The organism is Bacillus sp. GM2 (assembly GCF_056155945.1).
In genome coordinates this window covers 1,228,185-1,247,520 of record NZ_JBRKSZ010000008.1, presented here as the reverse complement: position 1 = coordinate 1,247,520, position 19,336 = coordinate 1,228,185, and the positions used below count along the sequence as shown (strand labels likewise).

The 19,336-nt window shown below is 46.8% G+C and carries 21 protein-coding genes; 7 read left to right on the top strand and 14 right to left on the bottom strand.

Annotation, left to right across the window (positions count from 1 at the left end):
• Positions 1–19: 19 nt before the first annotated feature.
• From licB to ACVC9U_RS20920, 3 genes are all read right to left on the bottom strand, one after another.
• On the bottom strand, positions 20–325 hold the full coding sequence (licB, locus tag ACVC9U_RS20930; protein ID WP_075751634.1) for a PTS lichenan transporter subunit IIB: 306 nt from the start codon (positions 323–325) through the stop codon (positions 20–22).
• A gap of 126 nt (positions 326–451) precedes the next feature.
• Positions 452–2,398, bottom strand: coding sequence for a BglG family transcription antiterminator (locus ACVC9U_RS20925; protein WP_441391468.1), 1,947 nt, complete (start codon positions 2,396–2,398; stop codon positions 452–454).
• Positions 2,399–2,724: 326 nt separating this feature from the next.
• Positions 2,725–3,315 carry a DNA-3-methyladenine glycosylase gene (locus tag ACVC9U_RS20920; RefSeq protein WP_065644414.1) on the bottom strand — a complete coding sequence of 197 codons (591 nt, stop codon included), beginning with the start codon at positions 3,313–3,315 and terminating at the stop codon, positions 2,725–2,727.
• Between the two features lie 224 nt (positions 3,316–3,539).
• Here ACVC9U_RS20920 and ACVC9U_RS20915 point away from each other — a divergent pair, with 224 nt between their 5' ends.
• The 4 genes from ACVC9U_RS20915 to prpB all read left to right on the top strand — a co-directional run bounded on the left by ACVC9U_RS20915 (position 3,540) and on the right by prpB (position 7,808).
• Positions 3,540–4,211: a GntR family transcriptional regulator gene (locus tag ACVC9U_RS20915; protein ID WP_075751636.1), complete on the top strand. Its 672-nt coding sequence runs from the start codon at positions 3,540–3,542 to the stop codon at positions 4,209–4,211.
• A 75-nt stretch (positions 4,212–4,286) separates the two neighbouring features.
• Complete coding sequence (mmgD, locus tag ACVC9U_RS20910; RefSeq protein WP_065644413.1) at positions 4,287–5,402, top strand: citrate synthase; 1,116 nt, start codon at positions 4,287–4,289, stop codon at positions 5,400–5,402.
• A gap of 36 nt (positions 5,403–5,438) precedes the next feature.
• Positions 5,439–6,878, top strand: a complete 1,440-nt coding sequence (locus ACVC9U_RS20905; RefSeq protein WP_441391467.1) for a bifunctional 2-methylcitrate dehydratase/aconitate hydratase — start codon at positions 5,439–5,441, stop codon at positions 6,876–6,878.
• A gap of 12 nt (positions 6,879–6,890) precedes the next feature.
• Positions 6,891–7,808: a methylisocitrate lyase gene (prpB, locus tag ACVC9U_RS20900; RefSeq protein WP_075751638.1), complete on the top strand. Its 918-nt coding sequence runs from the start codon at positions 6,891–6,893 to the stop codon at positions 7,806–7,808.
• Between the two features lie 47 nt (positions 7,809–7,855).
• Here prpB and ACVC9U_RS20895 read toward each other — a convergent pair whose 3' ends face one another.
• From ACVC9U_RS20895 to ACVC9U_RS20880, 4 genes are all read right to left on the bottom strand, one after another.
• Entirely contained in the window at positions 7,856–9,046 is a 1,191-nt protein-coding gene (locus tag ACVC9U_RS20895) for a chromate transporter (RefSeq protein ID WP_178388294.1), read from the bottom strand.
• A gap of 12 nt (positions 9,047–9,058) precedes the next feature.
• Entirely contained in the window at positions 9,059–9,367 is a 309-nt protein-coding gene (locus ACVC9U_RS20890; protein WP_020453412.1) for a PadR family transcriptional regulator, read from the bottom strand.
• Between the two features lie 144 nt (positions 9,368–9,511).
• Positions 9,512–11,227 carry an ABC transporter ATP-binding protein gene (locus tag ACVC9U_RS20885; protein WP_075751640.1) on the bottom strand — a complete coding sequence of 572 codons (1,716 nt, stop codon included), beginning with the start codon at positions 11,225–11,227 and terminating at the stop codon, positions 9,512–9,514.
• 114 nt (positions 11,228–11,341) lie between these two features.
• The gene (locus ACVC9U_RS20880) at positions 11,342–12,004 is read right to left on the bottom strand and encodes a rhamnogalacturonan acetylesterase (protein WP_075751641.1); all 663 of its coding nucleotides are present in this window, start codon (positions 12,002–12,004) and stop codon (positions 11,342–11,344) included.
• A gap of 318 nt (positions 12,005–12,322) precedes the next feature.
• On the opposite strand from ACVC9U_RS20880, the gene bslB (ACVC9U_RS20875) reads away from it, so the two are divergent.
• Positions 12,323–12,907 (top strand): biofilm surface layer hydrophobin BslB, encoded by a 585-nt coding sequence (bslB, locus tag ACVC9U_RS20875; protein ID WP_075751642.1) that lies wholly within the window; start codon positions 12,323–12,325, stop codon positions 12,905–12,907.
• Positions 12,908–13,133: 226 nt separating this feature from the next.
• Positions 13,134–13,607 carry a biofilm surface layer hydrophobin BslB gene (gene bslB / locus ACVC9U_RS20870; protein ID WP_075751643.1) on the top strand — a complete coding sequence of 158 codons (474 nt, stop codon included), beginning with the start codon at positions 13,134–13,136 and terminating at the stop codon, positions 13,605–13,607.
• Between the two features lie 39 nt (positions 13,608–13,646).
• Here the strand turns inward: bslB (ACVC9U_RS20870) and ACVC9U_RS20865 are convergent, their stop codons facing one another.
• The 7 genes from ACVC9U_RS20865 to sigY form a co-directional block, all read right to left on the bottom strand.
• On the bottom strand, positions 13,647–14,876 hold the full coding sequence (locus ACVC9U_RS20865; RefSeq protein ID WP_075751644.1) for a multidrug effflux MFS transporter: 1,230 nt from the start codon (positions 14,874–14,876) through the stop codon (positions 13,647–13,649).
• A 111-nt stretch (positions 14,877–14,987) separates the two neighbouring features.
• Positions 14,988–15,764, bottom strand: a complete 777-nt coding sequence (locus ACVC9U_RS20860; RefSeq protein WP_035337984.1) for an ABC transporter permease — start codon at positions 15,762–15,764, stop codon at positions 14,988–14,990.
• Positions 15,761–16,648 carry an ABC transporter ATP-binding protein gene (locus ACVC9U_RS20855; RefSeq protein WP_441391466.1) on the bottom strand — a complete coding sequence of 296 codons (888 nt, stop codon included), beginning with the start codon at positions 16,646–16,648 and terminating at the stop codon, positions 15,761–15,763. The genes ACVC9U_RS20860 and ACVC9U_RS20855 overlap by 4 nt, the downstream gene beginning before the upstream one ends.
• Positions 16,648–16,860: a PLD nuclease N-terminal domain-containing protein gene (locus tag ACVC9U_RS20850; protein WP_035337990.1), complete on the bottom strand. Its 213-nt coding sequence runs from the start codon at positions 16,858–16,860 to the stop codon at positions 16,648–16,650. Before ACVC9U_RS20850 ends, ACVC9U_RS20855 begins: the two co-directional genes overlap by 1 nt.
• Positions 16,857–17,075, bottom strand: coding sequence for a hypothetical protein (locus ACVC9U_RS20845; protein WP_025810585.1), 219 nt, complete (start codon positions 17,073–17,075; stop codon positions 16,857–16,859). The genes ACVC9U_RS20850 and ACVC9U_RS20845 overlap by 4 nt, the downstream gene beginning before the upstream one ends.
• Positions 17,076–17,399, bottom strand: a complete 324-nt coding sequence (locus tag ACVC9U_RS20840; RefSeq protein WP_075751645.1) for a YxlC family protein — start codon at positions 17,397–17,399, stop codon at positions 17,076–17,078.
• On the bottom strand, positions 17,396–17,929 hold the full coding sequence (sigY, locus tag ACVC9U_RS20835) for an RNA polymerase sigma factor SigY (RefSeq protein WP_075751836.1): 534 nt from the start codon (positions 17,927–17,929) through the stop codon (positions 17,396–17,398). Before sigY ends, ACVC9U_RS20840 begins: the two co-directional genes overlap by 4 nt.
• 153 nt (positions 17,930–18,082) lie before the next feature.
• Between sigY and ACVC9U_RS20830 the strand changes: the two genes are divergently transcribed.
• Positions 18,083–19,294, top strand: a complete 1,212-nt coding sequence (locus tag ACVC9U_RS20830) for an MFS transporter (RefSeq protein ID WP_075751646.1) — start codon at positions 18,083–18,085, stop codon at positions 19,292–19,294.
• Positions 19,295–19,336 lie beyond the last annotated feature (42 nt).

Here is a 19,336-nt window from a genome sequence, read left to right as displayed (position 1 = left end):
TTCACTTGTGCCGCCTCCTTTAAGAGCCGGCAAGCTGTTCGGCGGATTTTAACACTTCTGCTCCATTACAAGTTCCGTAATGGACCGTATTGATGACATCGACGGGTACACCTTTCAATTCTCCTAATTTTTTTAATTGCGGGAGCATGTAACGGACTTGCGGACCAAGAAGCAATACGTCGGCTTTATCGATATGATTCTGAACCTCTCCTCCGGAAACAGCCCAGATTTTATAGTCTTTGCCTTGTTCCTCTGCACTTTTTTCCATTTTCGTCACAAGCAGACTCGTTGACATTCCTGCAGCGCAAGCTAGTAAGATATTCATGTTCATATGTCCCCCTTTTACGTATCGTGTATGATCTCTTTTACAGTTCCATCATACAATGAAACCGTTTTCATATACACTTAATGATTTTCCTCAGCGAAGAGGAAAAAAGACAAGGGGACATCTTCATTTTGCATATCGATGTGCCGGCCCGCTTTTTTTGAAGACGGACATAAACTCCCCGTACGTTTTGCATTTTAGAAGCTCCCGGACAATGACCCTGTCATCTAAAACACGGCCCAAAAATTTGTACATCTCTTGCAAATTTGCTGTATTGTCCTTTTCCACGCAAAGAAGGCAAACGAATTGAACCCTCTTATTCTCCCAGACTATCGGTTTTTGCAGCGTGCAAACCGCCCAAAAAGTCGAATCGGTTTTTGGTGTCATCGGATGCGGAATCGCAACCAGATTGCCGAAGCAAGTGGGCGCAACGGCCTCCCGTTCAAAGACGGAGGCTTCAAGCCCCGCGTCTGCAAGCCCTGATTGCATCACTTTTCCGCACAGAAAGCGGAGGACCTCCTCTCTTGAAGACAGACTTTCCTGCAAAAAGACGAGCTGTTTTTTCGTATATGTCGAAGCGATTCCGTCATCTTCGGCAAGCACCTGTTCTATTTTCGTTAAATCCCCTCCTCCCAATATGGCGTTTACTTGAATCACCGGAATGGGAAGATCAGCGGACAGCGGTATGGTGCTGATGACAAAATCAAGTGCATGGAGCGACATTTGATTCAGCTTGTAGTAATCAACCGTTCCAAGGATCTCAAGCTTTGAACCGAATGTTGCCCGCAGTCTGTCTTGAAGCAGCATGGCGCTTCCGGCTCCTGACGCACAGACAATCATACAGCGTTTTGAGGGCCTGTTCATGTTTCGTCTTTCCATGGCTGCGCCGATATGCAGGGCGAGATAGCCGACTTCGCTTTCCTGAATGTCAAACCCCGTCTCTTTTTTGATAACTTCACCAGCTTGAATCCCGGCTTCAAATGCGAGGGGATAATTGGCTTTAATTGCGTCCAGCATCGGATTTCTGATATTCATACCGTATTTGCAGCGATTCAGAGCCGGTTTCAGGTGAAGACCGAGACCGATTTTTAATTCTTTGTCATTCCCAATGCCGAGGGTAAATTTTTGATCGATGGCTTTCATGATCAATTGCGTCAGCCGGTCTGTCTCTTCGTCCATCATGTTTTCGATTGCATTGCTGCGAATGGAGGCCATTACCGTCCTTTTCGCGCCAAGCAGATGAATGGCGATGTAGGCTGTTTCTTTTTCCGGAAAGACCACTTGCAGCTTTTGTTCAAGAGTGCGGACAATCGCCCTCGCCACTTCATATTCTTTATGATTCATAATCTCCTTTACATCTTTGGAATAAAGAGAAACATGTTTGCCGCTTCGAATGCGTTTGCATGCAATGGCGACGTGGATGAGAAGGTTGTTTAGTCCGATATCTGAAAGAGAAATTTGATCTTCGCCTATTTTTTCTAAAATCGTCTGACGGATCATAGCCAGCTCTTCTTTTGGGAGAATGGATATCCGGGTATTCATAATATCAATATCCGTTTCCCGCTTTGGAAAAAGGTGCTCTGCGATGCACGATCGCAGCTTCATCTCATCTCCCTTCAGTTTAAAGCCGTAATTCGGTTTGATCTTCAGTTCAATGTCGTAAGGTTTGAGCCTTTTCTTCACATCTCTCATATCGTTTTGGACCGTCGATTTGCTGATAAACATCTCACCGGCTAAATCTTCAAGTTTGACATACTCCTCAGTTAAGAGAAGCCTTTTTAATAAATAGAGAATATGCTCATTCGGAAAAACGGGAGTAGAAAGCTCTTCATGAAATGTGTGCTGCAGAAGCTGGCGAAAGAGGCGGTCATTCTTGATGGAGAGCCGATAGCCTGCACCTCTGATCGATTGGACGGCAGCGCCGTTTTTGGAGAGAAGCCGGTCTAATTCTTTCACATCTGACCTGATCGTCCGAGAGGTTACATTTAGCTCATTGGCCAAATATGTGCTGGTTAACGGTGATTCTGCTCCTATCAATTCGCCGAGGATAAGCTTAAGCCGAACATTGAGCATAGAAAAAGACCCTCCCACTAAGATACTTGAACCGAGACCAAACTATACACTCAGGTATATTCATTCTTTTTGTGAAAATTGTCTCATAGTTAAGTAAATTCTATTATGGCTGCGCTTTCAAGTCAATTTGGCCTTTCTCCAAGAAAAAAAGCCGGTTTACCCGGCTTTCAGATTCTTTTTCTCTCTTCGGCTTTTGATGATTTTCCATGCGATCGGATAGATGACAGGCGCCCATTTGACGGCGCTTTTAAACATTTTTTTCATAGCTTGGCTCCCTCCTGTTTTTTTTACTGTTTTCCCTGATGAACAGGAGCCAAACCTTTTAACTATCTTGAGACATAGCGGTTTCCTTTTATCCAGAATCGCCAAGGGTATTCCCTCGCTTCTCCTGAGTTGTCAATGCCAATTCGCGGACCGCTTAAAATGTCCTGGGGTTCATACCCTTTTGCGATATAAAGCGGCGGCGCTGTCAGCGGTCTGCCATAATCGTTCATCGTGATGGAAAGCGCTTTTGTCAGCTTGCCCGGTCCGTTCGTCCAATCGCGCGGTTTCTTTCCGCTTCTACGCTTCTCCATCAGCGTGAGGCCTTCATGGGGTTCAAGCGCTCTGATCAGCACGGCCTCAGGTTCATCGGCTCCTCCGCTTACAACATTGATGAGTGTGTGGGTGTGCATGGTGTACGTATAGACCAAGCCGGCTTCATGATACATGATTTCCGTACGTTTCGTCCGGCGGTTGCCGTAGCTGTGCGCCGCTCTGTCTCCGGGCCCTTTATAAGCCTCTGTCTCCACAATATATCCTGAAGCAGTCCCTTCTTCTGTTTCTTTGACGAGCAGACAGCCCAGCAGGGATTGGGCGAGTTCGATTGTTGGTTTGTTGTAAAATTCGAGCGGGAGAGGTTCGTGAGCTGGATTCATTTTTTGGATGGCCTCCTTTTTGCTCAAAGGCGAAACGCGCCTCTTTGTCGATTGTGATATATTTTACCATTTTCAACAGACGGGATGCCAGCAAATGAAGGCGCCTTGATTGAGACGATGATCTTCAATTATATTTTTGGTCTTTCGTGGATGACATTGACATATCTGTATTATTGTATACAATAATAATTATATTCTGAAAAAAGGAGGCGAAAGCTTTTTTCATGCATTCTTCAAATCCAGTCAAAAGACAGTCTGCAAGTGATTACGCTTACAACGAATTAAGAACGAAAATTATCGAACTTGAATACCCTCCCTCTGAACAGCTTGCTGAAGACAGTCTTGCAAAGGGTTTAAACATCAGCAGAACGCCTCTTCGCCAGGCTCTTTACCGGCTGGAGCTTGAAGGATTGGTCAGCAAACAGCCGAACGGCAGGCTTCGCGTATGCCCGATTTCGCTCGCCGAAGCGAAAGAGGTTTTTAAAGTTCGGGAAGCGCTTGAAGGACTGCTCACTGCCGAAGCCGCACAGCTGGTGACGCCGGAGAGCCTTCATCAGCTTGAAGACCGCATCGAACTGATGAAGCTCGCTGCCGTAAAAGGCCGCAAAACAGATACGGTCAAATACGGATCAGAATTTCATTCCATCTTGCACGCCATCAGCACAAACGCAACCGCAAAACGTTTTCTGGATCAGCTTGAAAGCAGGATTGAACGGTATCGCAGAATCAGCGGATACAAAAATCCTGACTACAAACCGTCTGTATCTTTCAATGAACACTTGGACATTTTTAATGCCGTCAAAGAAAAAAACAGCATTTTGGCAGAAGCCGCCATGCGTTCCCACATTAAACGAAGCTTGCGTTCCATTGAAGAAACGCTGGAACGTTCATACTAATCCGCCGAACAGCCAATGCCATTCTCACAGCACGTTTTTGACACAAAAGTTAAAAAACGAATAAGAGGTGGAAAAATGGGCAAACAAGGTGTATTTAAACCGGGATTAGAAGGCGTTATTGCTGGGGAAACAAACATTTCCTTCTTAGATACGGAAGCGGAACAAATCGTCATTAAAGGCTATGATTTAATCGAACTTGCAGAACAAAAAACATATCTTGACCTCGTCTATCTTCTCCTTCAAAATAAACTGCCTGATCCAATGGAATTGCAAGGAATTGAAAGCGCTATAAAAAATTCATATGAACTGCCCGGCGGAATCTATACCATTCTGAAGGCGCTTCCGAATAACACCCATCCGATGGATGCCCTCCGAACCGGGATTTCCGCTTTGGCAGGATATGATCCTGAATTGAATGACAGGTCTCCATCAGCAAACAGAAGCAAAGCGCTGCGCTTGATCGCACAGGTTCCGAATATTACCGCCAACAGCTACCGCATCCTTCACCAGAAAAATGTCATCACACCTGATAAACAGCTTTCATTCAGCCAGAACTTTTTATACATGCTGACCGAAAAAGAACCGACTCCGCAAGAAACAGCTGTCTTTGATCAGACATTAATGCTGTACAGCGAACACGAAATGCCGAACTCCACATTTGCCGCAAGAGTCATCGCATCGACAAACACAGACATATACGGTGCTTTCACAGGCGCCGCGGCATCGCTTAAAGGACATTTGCACGGCGGCGCGAATGAAGCAGTGATGTACATGCTGCTCGAAGGGGAAACAAAATCGGGCTTCTGCAAGCTGATTGAGCATAAGTTAAGCAGAAAAGAAAAAATCATGGGCTTTGGGCACCGCGTCTATATGAAAAAAATGGACCCGCGCGCAGCCCTGCTGAAAAAGGCGCTCTATTCGCTATCTCATAAAACCGGCAGACAGGATTTATATGAGATGTGCGATGCCGGCGAAAAGCTGATGCGCGAAGAAAAAGGCCTGTATCCGAACCTCGACTACTATGCGGCTCCGGTCTATTACCTGCTCGGCATACCGATCGACCTCTATACTCCGATATTTTTCGCGGCACGGTCGGTCGGTCTAAGCGCGCATGTCATTGAACAGCACGAAGACAACAGGCTGTTCCGCCCGAGAGTTCACTATACCGGACCGCGTCATCTTCATCCATAGTTCGGTTTTGATTCAGAAAGAAGGGAGATCAATGTTATGAAAACAGAAAGTCTAACGCTCCAACATTGCGATCAATTGCTGGAAGAGATCGCAGACTATACGGTAAATGCCAAGATTTCAAGCGAAGAAGCGATTGAAACCGCCCGTTACGTCTTAATGGATACACTGGGCTGCGGCATTTTGGCGCTCAAATATCCGGAATGCGCCAAACATCTCGGTCCGATTGCCCCGGGTACCGTCGTCCCGAACGGCACCCGCGTCCCGGGAACGCAATTTGAGCTCGATCCTGTTCACGGAGCCTTCAATATCGGCTGCATGATCCGCTGGCTCGATTATAATGACACATGGCTGGCAGCCGAATGGGGCCACCCGTCAGATAACCTTGGAGCGATTTTAGCCTGCGCTGACTATGTCAGCAGGCAGCGGCTCGCGGCGGGAAAGGAACCGCTTACCATTCACGATGTATTAACGGCAATTGTGAAGGCTCATGAAATCCAAGGCGTTCTTGCTCTCGAGAACAGCTTAAACAGAAACGGGCTTGACCATGTGCTGTTTGTAAAAGTCGCCTCCACTGCTGTGGCATGCTCACTATTGGGAGGCACAAAACAGGATGTTGTCAACGCCGTCTCCCAAGCCTGGGTCGATAATTCAAGCCTGCGGACGTACCGCCACGCTCCGAATACCGGTTCGCGAAAGTCCTGGGCAGCCGGTGATGCGACAAGCCGCGGCGTGAGGCTTGCAATGATGACCTTGAAAGGCGAAATGGGATATAAAACCGCTTTATCCGCTCCAATGTGGGGTTTTCAGGATGTCCTATTCGGCGGAAAAGAATTGACGCTCGCCAGACCGCTCGACTCTTATGTCATCGAAAATGTCCTTTTTAAAATTTCGTATCCGGCGGAATTCCATGCTCAAACGGCTGCTGAAGCCGCGATCAGGCTTCATCCTGAAGTGAAGAACAGACTTGATGACATCGATCAAATCGTGATCACGACGCACGAATCGGCCATCCGGATTATCGACAAAACGGGAGAATTACACAATCCGGCTGACCGTGATCACTGCCTTCAGTATATAACAGCGATCGGGCTGATCTACGGCGATATTACCGCTGACCATTACGAAGACGAAACCGCGCAAAATCCGGAGATCGACAGGCTGCGCGAAAAAATGACGACAGTCGAAAACAAACAGTATTCTACCGATTATCTCGACCCGGAAAAACGCTCGATCGCCAACGCTGTTCAAGTGTTTTACAAAGACGGCACACACTCGGAAAAAATCGCGGTCGAATACCCGATTGGTCATCGGCGCCGCCGCAACGAAGGTATCCCGCTGTTAAAAGAAAAATTTATCAATAACTTAAAAACGCGCTTTCCGGCGGGGCAAACGGAGCGAATCAATGCCCTGCTGAATGATCCTCGCCAATTAAGCGGTACACCTGTGCCGGACTTTATGGAATTGTTTGTGATTTAGGAGGTTTTGAATATGTGGATTGTCTCGAAACAATCAACTCAGGAAGAACTGGCCAATACATTCAGAAAGCTGATGAAAGCGCCTGATATTTTGAAAATACCAGGCGTTCATGACGGGATGGCAGCCATTACCGCAAAAAACATCGGCTTCAAAGCGCTCTACCTCTCCGGGGCAGCCTACACGGCAAGCCGCGGGCTCCCTGACCTCGGAATGATTCACTCCCAGGAAATCGCTGAAAAAGCCAGCGAACTTGTGAGAGCCGCAAATCTTCCGCTTTTGGTCGATATCGACACCGGCTACGGCGGTGTACTAAATGCGGCGCGCACGGCAGCCGAAATGGCTGAGAGCCGGGTCGCAGCCGTTCAAATCGAAGATCAGCAGCTGCCTAAAAAATGCGGACATTTAAATGGAAAGACACTTGTCCCGGCAGAAGACATGATCGCAAAAATTAGAGCGATAAAAGAAACCGCCCCTTCGCTCGTCATTGTGGCACGCACGGATGCAAAAGCAGCGGAAGGGATGGAAGCCGCCGTCAGACGCGCCAATTTATATGCCGACGCGGGAGCCGATGCCATCTTTCCGGAAGCATTAACGAGCGCAGCCGAGTTCCAGGAAATGGCCTCCTCCATTAAAGCGCCGCTCCTCGCCAATATGACCGAATTCGGAAAAACGCCTTATTACACGGCTGACGAATTCCAAATGCTCGGCTGCAGTATGGTTATTTACCCGGTGACTTCCCTGCGCGCTGCCGCGAAAGCTTATGAGCGGGTCTTCGCGGAAATTTTCGAAAAAGGCACGCAAAAAGGCGTACTCGATGACATGCAGACGCGCGAAGAATTATATGATGCGATTCATTACTACGACTATGAAAAACTGGACGAGAATATCGCCAAAACGGTGCTTCCCGAAATCGGAAAAGAACATCGTTGATACGCGAAAAAAGGCTGCCGAATTGTCGGCAGCCTTTTCCACTTACATCAGAGCTGCATCAACGCGCCTCCGGCAGCACCGGCTGCAACGATAATCCATGACGGAAGCTTCCAGTAGACAAGCAGGCTGAATAAAACCGCGGCAAATGCAAAATCGACCGGCGCCAATATCGAGCTGGTCCAGATCGGATGATAAAACGCGGAAATCAAAATTCCCACAACGGCTGCATTCACTCCCATTAAAGCGCCTTTTACTTTAGGATTGCGGCGCAGCGTATCCCAGAAGGGCAGCGTCCCCAAAATCAGCAGGAACGCTGGCAGAAAAATCGCCGCTGTGGCGAGCAATCCGCCTTGCCAGCCGCTGATCACCGCACCAAGATATGCAGCGAATGTAAACAAAGGCCCCGGGACAGCTTGAGCGGCTCCATACCCGGCTAGAAAAGCCTCTTCGCTTAACCAGCCCGTCGGTACAAATTCCCGTTCTAATAAAGGCAGGACCACATGCCCTCCTCCGAAGACCAAAGAACCCGACCTGTAAAAGCTGTCAAACATAGCAATCCAGCCGGAAGATGTCATTTCTCTGAGCACCGGCAGCAGAATGAGAAGCCCGAAAAACAAGCTGAGACAAACCGCCGCAAAACGGCGCGACACTGGAAACCGCATGACGGAATCATCCGTTTCAACTTGCTCTTTATAGATAAGATAACCGGCGAAAGCGGCGAGCAAGATGACTCCAACCTGTGTAAAAGCCGTCTGCCAGAGAAGGGTGGCGACTAGAGCAAACAGCGCGATCGCCTTGCGCCTTTTATCAGGTGTCAGCTTTTGCGCCATCCCCAAAATGGCATGGGCGACTACGGCTACTGCTACGATTTTCAACCCGTGAATCCAGCCGGCTGTCCCGATATCGAAGCCTTGCAGAATCATGGCAAATAATACGAGTGCTATGACAGATGGGAGAGTAAACCCGATGAACGCTAGGATGCCTCCAATGATGCCGGCTCGCATGACGCCGATTCCGATCCCCACCTGGCTGCTGGCAGGGCCGGGCAGGAACTGGCATAAAGCGACCAGATCGGCATAGTTTTTTTCGTCCATCCATTTTCTTTTACGGACATATTCGGCATGAAAATATCCTAAATGGGCGATCGGTCCTCCGAACGATGTCAACCCAAGCCTGGTTGAAACGAATAGAATTTCAAGCAGCGACCTCAAGCTTCTGTCCGCTTTATGCTTTGTCATCATTCCACTCCTCTATTCTTTAATTTCTTTAAACAGTTCATATGCTTTCAACCTTGCTTCCTTCAGTACGCTTGCTCCTTTTTCCGTGGTTGAGTAGTATTTTCTGATTTTCCCGTCCACATTCTGTTCTTCTTTTCGAAGAAGTCCGTCAGATTCCATTGAATGAAGGATCGGATACAGCGTTCCCGCACTGATGTTATATCCGTGCTCTTTCAATTCCTCAAGCATCCACAATCCGAAAATCGGATGTTCGCTGGCGTGGTGCAAAATATGAATTTGAATAAATCCTAGAAATAGCTTTCGCAATACTTTATCTTCCAATACCGCACCCCCTTTAACGAAATCCAATATCGAAAACCGATATCGATAGTTTATAACGAAAGTGTAGCATCGGTTCTCTCTCTTTTCAAGGTCTTTTGCCCTTAAAAAAACAAGCCCAAACATGGGCTTGCCTGTTTCAAACATTTACGACTGATACTGTACACGATGAAGATTCGCGAAAATACCGCCGCGCTCAACCAGTTCATCATGTGTTCCTTCTTCTGCGATTCCGTTTTCTGTCACGACCACAATCCGGTCGGCATTGCGGATCGTGGCAAGTCTGTGAGCAATGACAAGCGTCGTCCTGTCTTTTGCGAGCTCTGTCAAAGCGTTTTGAATCACCTGCTCCGTCTCTGTGTCAAGTGCTGATGTGGCTTCGTCCAATATGAGAATCGGCGGATTTTTAAGAAACATCCTGGCGATTGCGATCCTTTGCTTTTGGCCCCCTGACAGCTTCAGCCCTCTTTCGCCGACCTGGGTCTCATAACCGTCCGGGAGCGACTCGATGAGCTGTTCCAAATGCGCCATTTTGGCGGCCCGCTGAATCTCTTCATCTGTCGCATCCAGTTTTCCGTAGGCGATGTTTTCGCGGAGCGTCCCCGTAAAAAGAAACACATCCTGCTGAACGATGCCGATTTGCGAACGGAGAGAACGTTTAGTCATGTCGCGAATATCGATACCGTCAATTGTGATGGCCCCGCCGTCTATATCGTAAAAACGCGGAATCAGCGAGCTGATCGTCGTTTTGCCCGCTCCCGAAGGGCCGACAAAAGCGACCGTTTCTCCGGCTGTAATTGACAGATCGACACCTTGCAGGACGGGTTTATGTTTTTCATAGCCGAACGTCACATTCTTGAAGACGATGTTTCCTTCCAACTCCGGAACATCAATCGCATCTTTGCGGTCGACAATCTGCGGCTTTGTATCGATCAACTCCGTAAACCGCTTAAATCCTGCCATTCCTTTCGGATAAAGCTCCAAAATGGCGCTGATTTTATCAATCGGCTTAAACAACACGTTGACATAAAGAACAAACCCGACGAATTCCCCGTAGGACATATTCCCGGAAAAACTGAGCCATGCTCCGAACACAAGCACTGCCAGAATCATCAGCCGCGTCATCAAAAAGGTCCCGGCAGTCGTGAGAGCCATCGTTTTGTAGCCTTTCAGCTTTGCCTTGCGGAACTTTTGATTGTTCTTTAAAAACCGGGAAATCTCAAAGCGCTCATTCGTAAAAGATTGAACGACGCGAACGCCTGAAACGCTGTCCTCAACCCTGGCGTTAACATCGGCGATTTCGCTGTACATCTGGCGCCAAGCACGGTTCATCCTGATATTTGAATAAGTGATTAAAATAATCAATAACGGCACAAACAGAACAGCGACCAATGCAAGCTTCACATTAATCGTCAGCATGATCCAAAATGCACCTAAAAAGGTCATCACGGCGATGAACAAATCTTCCGGTCCGTGATGGGCCAGCTCTCCGATATCAAACAGATCATTTGTGATGCGGCTGATGATATGTCCAGTTTTTGTATTGTCAAAGTAGCGGAAAGATTGGCGCTGTACATGTTGGAAAAGCTCCTGGCGCATATCCGTTTCGATGTTGATCCCGAGCTTATGCCCGAGATAATTGACAATGTATTGCAGGCACGTGCTGAGTAAATAAATCAGTAAGAGGCCGATGCTTACCCAGACAATTTCAAGCCAGTCTCCCCCGGGAATCAGCGTATCGATGAACCACTGAACGACTAGAGGAAAAGCCAGCTCAAGCACTGCGACGATGATCGCACTGCTGAAATCGATGAAGAACAGACGTTTATGAGGTTTATAGTATGAAAAAAAGCGGCGTATCATAAGATGATGTGCACTCCTTTTGAGAATCTTTACGAGATTGATCGTATCACAGTTTGGCATCGGAAGTGCAAAAATTTTGAAAAATAATTGAAAATTATTCTCAAGTAGACTGTTTTATAAAGGAATTCCCGTTTCTTTTGCTCCCTGTGCAACCAGCTTAGCGATTTCGTTTGCCCCGAAGTCGCAAAAATGGGTGTCGTCCCTGGCTCCGTCCGGATAGTTGGGGTGTTCCCCCGGTTCAAGCCATAAAAACAGCTTTTTGGAAGCTTCCGGTCCAAGCGATTCAAGCAATTGACGGCTTTTGAAGGCGAGATCGATGAGCGGCACCCCAAGCTCTTCCGCAAGCTGTATCATCGCATCAGGATAGTCGCCGTGGGTATTTTTGAACCGGCCATCGCTTTCAAATGATCTTCTCTGGACCGGTGTAATGAGGACCGGATTGGCTTTTTTTAACCGGGCGTCATCTATATACCGGCGCAAATGCTGCTTGTAAGTTGTGTATGGCTCTGTATAGCGATCATCCGGCTTTTGGTCGTTATGACCAAACTGGACAAACAAATAATCGCCGCTTCGGATCTGTGTCATGATTCGCTCCAGCCTGCCTTCTTCAATAAAGCTTTTTGAGCTTCTCCCTGATGCCGCTTCATTGCGGATCAAAACACCGGCGCTTAAAAACGCGCCAATTTTCTGTCCCCAGCCTGCACGCGGCGCCCTGTCGCTATCATAATCGCAAACCGTTGAATCCCCGGCCAAAAACAACTGAACGTCTCTCATTATCCATCCCCCTCATTCCTTTTTGTTTTATATTAAAACGCCCCTCAAAGAACCGCAACCCAATATACATATTTAACCATTTTGTTCTTTATACGACTCCTTTTTATAAAAAAAGGCTATAAATTAACAGAAAACTATTAATTTATACTAATTTTTTTAGAAATTTATCTAAAAATATTTACTTGGATGGTAAATGGTGATAGATTAAGTAAACAAGAAAAGGAATATAGTTGATCGCGATCTCGTTTCTACCTTTTCTTGAAAATAATAGGACGTCCTCTACTTTTTAACTTTAACATTGCATTTAGGAGGAACTTATCGATGCTTAAACGAAAATTCATTCGCAAAATCAGTGTTGGTCTATTAGCTTCTGCAGCATTGTTTTCATTTATCATTCCTACCCAAGGGGCAAATGCCCAAGAGGTGAAAACAAATCATTTTAGAGGACCGATCTTTTGTCCGCCGCCATTCAAGCCGTCGCCTAAGCCGCAGCCGCCTCAAAAACCGCAGCCGGATTATCCGCAACCGGATAACCCGACTCAGAAGCCTGTGCTTGAGGCAAAAACCATTAACAGCAATAAAGAGTGGTCAACTTCTGACATTGAAATTACTTATAAACCAAACACTTTTGTCGGTTCAAGCTATGTTGAATTTCATTTTCCATACCGCTTTCATGCAAGCACAAGAGATACACTAAATGGAAAAACGCTTGACTATACACAAATTTTAAATGACGGACAAACGGTCCGAGTTCCCGTCTATGCTTTAAGCTCTTCTGAGTTCAAATTAGTGATGGTTCGGAAAACGCTCCCAAATGCAGGGACTCACAGAATTACTGCTGAACTGCAGCAAAATGGAAAAAACATCAACCATGCTGAAACAACTTTGGAGATTGTTCCTCGTTAAATCAATGTTCGGCCTGCCGGCATCGATTTGCCGGCAGCCGTTCTGCTGTATTTCCCTTTACATATCATGCATTTTTTAAAAGTTTTTAGAATTTTCCTCAAAAAATATTTACTTGAATGGTAAACGGTGATAGATTGATGGGGCAGGAAAAGGAATATAGTAGATTAAGAACTTATTTTTTCCTTTTTCATCTTTTTTAAAAACATTTATTAGGAGGGGGAAGTACATGTTAAAACGTAAATTTATCGGAAAAATGGGAGTCGGCCTATTAACTTCGGCAGCATTGTTTTCTTTCATTCTTCCGACCGAGGAAGCGAGCGCCACTTTTTTCAGAAACGCTCCGACGCTTCATGTCGAAACGGTTGACAGCAACAAAGAGTGGACAACCTCAGACATTGAAGTCACTTACAAACCGAACTCTTTTGTCGGTTCAAGCTATGTTGAATTTAACTTTCCATACCGCTTCCATGCGAACACAAGAGATTCGCTGAACGGCAGAACACTGAACTATACACAAATTTTAAATGACGGGCAAACCGTCAGAGTGCCGGTTTACGCTTTCAGCTCCTCTGCGTTCAAACTGGTCATGGTTCGGAAAACGCTTCCAAACGCAGGAACTCACAGAGTCACCGCGGAGCTGCAAAAGTTCGGACGAAACTACAACCACGCTGAAGCTACAGTTGATATCCTGCCACGCTAAAACATTTCAGCCTGCCGGTAAAAGAACCGGCAGGCTTTTTCATTTAAGCGCTGTCCGCCGAACCAGCATGATAAAACAAGCGAGCGCGCTGATATTGCAAAACAGAATGACGACTGCCATCGGTAAAGCTGTATGGCTTCCGCCAATACCGACGAGCGGCGCCGCGGCAGCTCCTAAAGTAAACGGAAGCAGTCCTAAAAGCGCAGATGCGCTTCCGGCCGATTTTCCCTGGCTCTGCATCGCCAAGGATCCGCTGGTCGTCGTCACGATTCCGATGCAGGAAACCACGACAAACAGCGGGATTAAAATCAGAATCAGCGGTGCTTTGAAAAAGACAGAAACAAATAAAACAACGCTTGCGGTAAAAGACAGCAGCAAACCGCTCCGCAAAAGGGACGCTTCGCCGAACCGGCCGGCAAGCCTGCCCGTAATCTGAGCTGCGATAATGATGCCCAAGCCGTTTAATGCGAAACAAAAACTAAAGGCTTGCGCCGACAATTTGTAAATGTCCTGCAAAACAAACGGAGAGGCCGATATATAGCCAAACATCCCCGCTACGATCAGCCCTTGCGCCAAGGCGTAACCCATAAATGTGCGCTGGCCGAAGAGCCTTCCAAATGATACAAACGTCTCTTTAAACCCGCCTGCCGTGCGGTTTTCCGGAGACAGCGACTCTTTCACCCCGAATATCACGGACAAAATCATCAGCAAGCCAAAAAGGCCGATGATGAAAAATACGCCGTTCCAAGTCGTCCATTTCATCAGCTGTCCGCCCGCTACCGGGGATATGATAGGCGCAATCCCGTTAACCAGCATCAAGAGCGAAAAGAACTTTGTCAATTCTGTACCGGAATATAGATCGCGGGCAATCGCGCGTGATATGACGATGCCGCCTGCACCCGCTGCACCTTGTATAAAGCGCATCGCAATCAAGACCCATACAGAGGATGTCATAGCACATAAAAAAGAGGCCGCGGCAAAAACGGACAGCGAAACGATCAGCGGGAGCCTTCTTCCAAGGACATCGCTGAAAGGGCCGATGACAATTTGGCCGATTGCCAGCCCCAGTAAACACGATGTTAAACTGAGCTGAACGACGGAAGCATTCGTATGTAAATCAGATGCCATCTGCGGAAGGCCGGGCAAATATAAATCGATCACAACCGGACCGATTCCCGATAAAATACCCAATATGACAGCGATCCATATCCTGTTCGGCTTAGCTTTCGACTGAGCCGCAAGATCTGCCTGGCTGTTAAACGCGCCCATTGGATCACTCCTTTTTTTATATTCTTACATACCGCCCTCAGAACCTACCAGTGTATTGTATACCTTAAGTTATGTAGATGACAATCAGAAAAACCGGGCGAACCCGGCTGATTAGTAAGATTCATATCTTTTAAAAACAAAAACGGTGGACATGAACAAAAGAAGCACAACTCCCGAAGACGAAAACACCATCCAGCCGAAAGCATGGTCCCATGAACCGTGCATGATAAAATAGCCAGCCTGGCTTTTCGCCTTATCAGGCATCCATTCGGTAAAACGGGGAAATAAGGAACCAGCCAGTGAAACAAAGGCGATGAAACTGATGCTCATGCCGGCAATCCCCCCGATATGGCGAAACAGAGCGCTGAAAAACATCGTGACCGACATGACAAATACAATCCATATACTGTACACGAATAAACTAAATAAGAACCGGTCAAATTCAACCTTTCCGAATAGAAGGTTTGTATAATAAAAAGCCAAACCGTAGCTCACAGCAAATGAAACCAATACGAGCAGCACCTGCTGAAGCCACTTGCTGCCGATATACTGAAGCGGGCTGACAGGTCTCGCCATCACCAATGAAAGGGATCCTTGGTTTCGTTCGTGGACAATGCTGCCCATCACACTCAAAACGAAAATTGCCGTACCGACCGTACCGAACTGGGACAAGGTGCTCGCCATCACCTCTTCACCTTTCGGCCTTGGTATGTCGATCACGGCTCCCTCAGGCAAATTCCCGGCCATATCGAGAATTTGGGGCATATAATACAGGCTGAGCGGCTGAATCAAGCCCAGAAGGATCAGAATGACAGGCAGCCAAAGCAGCTTTCCGTCCCTCCAGCTTTCCGTCCATTCTTTTTGAAATAACATAAAAAATGAATTCATAGTCCCATCACCTTCAAATACATATCTTCCAAGGACATCGTTTTTTGTTCAAAACGAACAATCGATAATTGTCTGCTCAAGCATTCAGCCAACAGCCGGCGGCTGTCAGACCGATCTGTTAAATAAAATTCAGCTTGTGAAGGCTTTTGATACACGACTTTGCTGACATAAGGCAGGTGTTCCAGCCATCCTTCAAGGCTCTCTTCAGCTGTCAGGATATAAGATGACTTGAAATGCCGATTCTTCAATCTGTGAAGCGGACCGGACCATTTGACAGCCCCTTCTTTCAGCATGATCACTTGATCGCACACCTCTTCGGCATCATGCAGCACATGAGTCGAAAATAGAATTGTCATCTTCTTTTTTAAATCTTTCATCATATCAAGGACTTCGCGCCGCCCCGCCGGATCGAGCGCAGAAACAGGTTCATCCAAAATCAACAGGCTCGGCTCATGAACCAAAGCCTGCGCAAGCCCGAGCCTTTGCTTCATCCCTCCTGAAAAACCGCCGATTTTCCGGTCTTCTTCCTTTTCCAGACCGACATAGCGCAAAGCGGTTCGACTCTTTTCCAGGGCTTCACGACGTTTCATTTTAGAAAGTCTTGCAGCGAACACCATATATTCCAAAGCTGTCATCCATGAAAAAAACGCAGGATGCTGAGGCAAATACCCGATTTCCAGCCTGTTTATCGATTCCTTCCCCAAAAAGCGGATGCCTCCTGATGTAGGCGCCAATAAACCGGAAAGCATTTGCAATGTCGTCGTTTTTCCCGCTCCGTTCGGCCCGAGAAGGGCAACGCATTGCTGATATTCAAGGTCAAAGCTGACATTTCGGACAGCTTGGTGCTGCTGATACATTTTTGTTAAGCCATTGACGGACAGCATCACACACGCCTCCTTTCATATGTTTTTTTACCGATGATAAAGTAAGAGACGGGGCCGACAAAACTGATCCCTACTATGATCAAAATCCACATCCACTTTGGGCCATTTGTTTTCTCCTGTTTCATGCAACTGATCAATGCGGACACCGCTAAAATGAAATACAGCACAATGAAAGGGGCAAGCAGCGCCCAAGGTATATCTGCTTCAGTCATGATGACGGCCTCCTTTTCTTATGAAACGGCCTTACAACAAATAAATAATAGAATAATAAAGGCATCGGTGTTTGGATCAAGCCCCATATGCCCCAAAACCACGCATTGGCTCCTTTTTTCTTCGCATTAAGAAATAGAAAGATACTCTGCGCAAATAAAAGCGGTGAAATGTAAAGCAGCAGCAGCAGTTTTTCCTGAGTCATATCAAGATTCATTTAATCAGCCTCCCCGTCAGCCGCACGCCGTCTTTTTTCTAATAGGGCGAGCGCTGGCAGTAATATAATCGCCGCTCCCTGCACCACGATAAAAACAGCCGGTACTTGAACGGAAATCGTCAAGTAAGCCGATAAAATCACCAGCGCCATGACGATAAAACAAAGCAATTCCTTTTTGAGCGCCCGCTTGCGTTCTTGCTTAAACCGCGCTAAACGCTGATTCAGTTCAAATACTTGAGGAACCGGCGGCACAAAAGTATCATCCATTCTTTCGAGTTCGCGTTTCAAATGTGTAACCGTTTCTTTTTTATCTCGTTCATTCACTGTTCCCACTCCTTTCGGATTTTCTTTAATCCATGATGCACCCGCGATTTGACGGTACCTTCTTTTATTTTCAGCATGTTTGCCACTTCAGGGTAAGTAAACCCGTAATAGTGTCTTAACAAGATTGGCATTCTGAACTCAGGCTCAAGAGCAGCAAACAGCTCCAAGTATTCGCTCCATTCGTGTCCGTGAAGGGCGGACTTCCATTTCATTTTTCGCAAGGCTTCCTCTCCTGCTGCTTGCGTTTTGCGGTTTTCGCGTTTTTTCCGGCGCTGATGGTCGATAAACAGCCGGGAAGCAATTGAGATCAGCCATGTTGAAAATTTCGCGTTGCCCTGAAATTGATGAAGGCTGACATACGCTTTCAGCATCGTTTCCTGGACCAAGTCCTCTGTGAGATCAGGGTTCAGCGTTAATTTCAGAACATATTGATATACAAAGGGGTAATGAAGCTGAAACAGTTTCGTAAAAGCCGCATCTTCCCCGTCTTTTGCCTGTATGATCAGTTCTTTTTCATCTGCTTGATCCACTAAAACGCCAACCCCCTTTCTTTTTGTCTCTGTATCTAGGACGACGGCTGCAAGCAAACCGTTCAATTGTATTTCAATAAGATAAAAAATCATCTTGTTTTCCGACCGCGGTTTATGATGTACTGGAATTTAAAGGGGTGTGAGTAAAAAGGGATGGAACTGCAAAAACAAATCGTCTATGAAGAAAAACAAATTTTAAGGAAAGATCATATAATCTTTTGGGGTGCCGTCTTTTGTTTCTGGTTTGCTACATACATCTATGTCCCTGTTTTCGGATTATATTTAGACAACATCGGATTTTCATATTCAGCGATAGGAATAATACTCGGAAGCTACGGCGTCACACAGATATTACTGCGGTTTCCGTTCGGCATTCTGTCAGATGTTCTTTCGCCGCTTAGAAAACAGCTGTTGATCAGCGGCTTTGCAATGTCTCTGTTGAGCTGCTGCATATTTCTGTTGTTCGATTCGTTCATCATGGTGATCACGGCCAGGCTGCTCGCCGGTATGACTGCGGCGATGTGGGTGATGGCAACCGTTTTATACTCGCAGTATTTCACAAAAGATCAATCGTCAAAAGCGATGGGCATTCTGCAGTTTTTAACGGTTCTCCCCCAATTTGTCAGCATGGCTGTCAGCGGATACCTCGTCCATTTGTTCGGCTGGATGTTTCCGTTTTGGATCGGTGTTGCCGTTTCGTGCATCGGGCTGATTCTGTCATTTTACATTAAAGATAACGGGCCCCGCCATACGGCCAAAGGGATGGCTTTGTCAGACTATGTTAAACAGACGTTGCGTCTTCCTGATTTAAAAGCGATTACAACATTATCGTTTTTAGCCCACGCCGTGCTATTTATGACCGTGTTCGGGTTCACGCCGATTTACGCGGAATCGGTCGGCATCGATGAGAAGCAGCTGATTTGGATCATGTGCGCTTTTTTTGTTCCGCAAACGCTGGCTTCCGTGTGGTGTATCTTTTACAAAGTAAAGGCAGCCGATGCACTGATATGGATATCTTATGTGATAACGGCTGTTTTCTTTTCCTTGCTGCCGTTCGCCGAGACCCTTTTCGCGGTGTGTGTAATCCACGCCGTGACAGGACTGACATTGGGGTTTATTTTTCCGCTTTTGGTCAGCAAAGTTGTCCAGCTTGGTACGCCTCAGCTCAAAATGTCTGTAATGGGTTTCTATCAATCTTTTTATGCGCTCGGTTTTTTTCTCGGACCGGTTGTGGCGGGAAAAACGGCTGAACTGTTCGGGCTGCGGGAGGTTTTTTGGTTTGCCGGGGCTTTGTCATTGGCAGGGGCAGGAGTGATGCTCGTTTCAAAGCAGTTTTCGATACGTACAAAAAGCAGGCGGGGATGATGCCTGCTTTTTGCTTTGCTCAATAAGATATTTTAGCAGAAC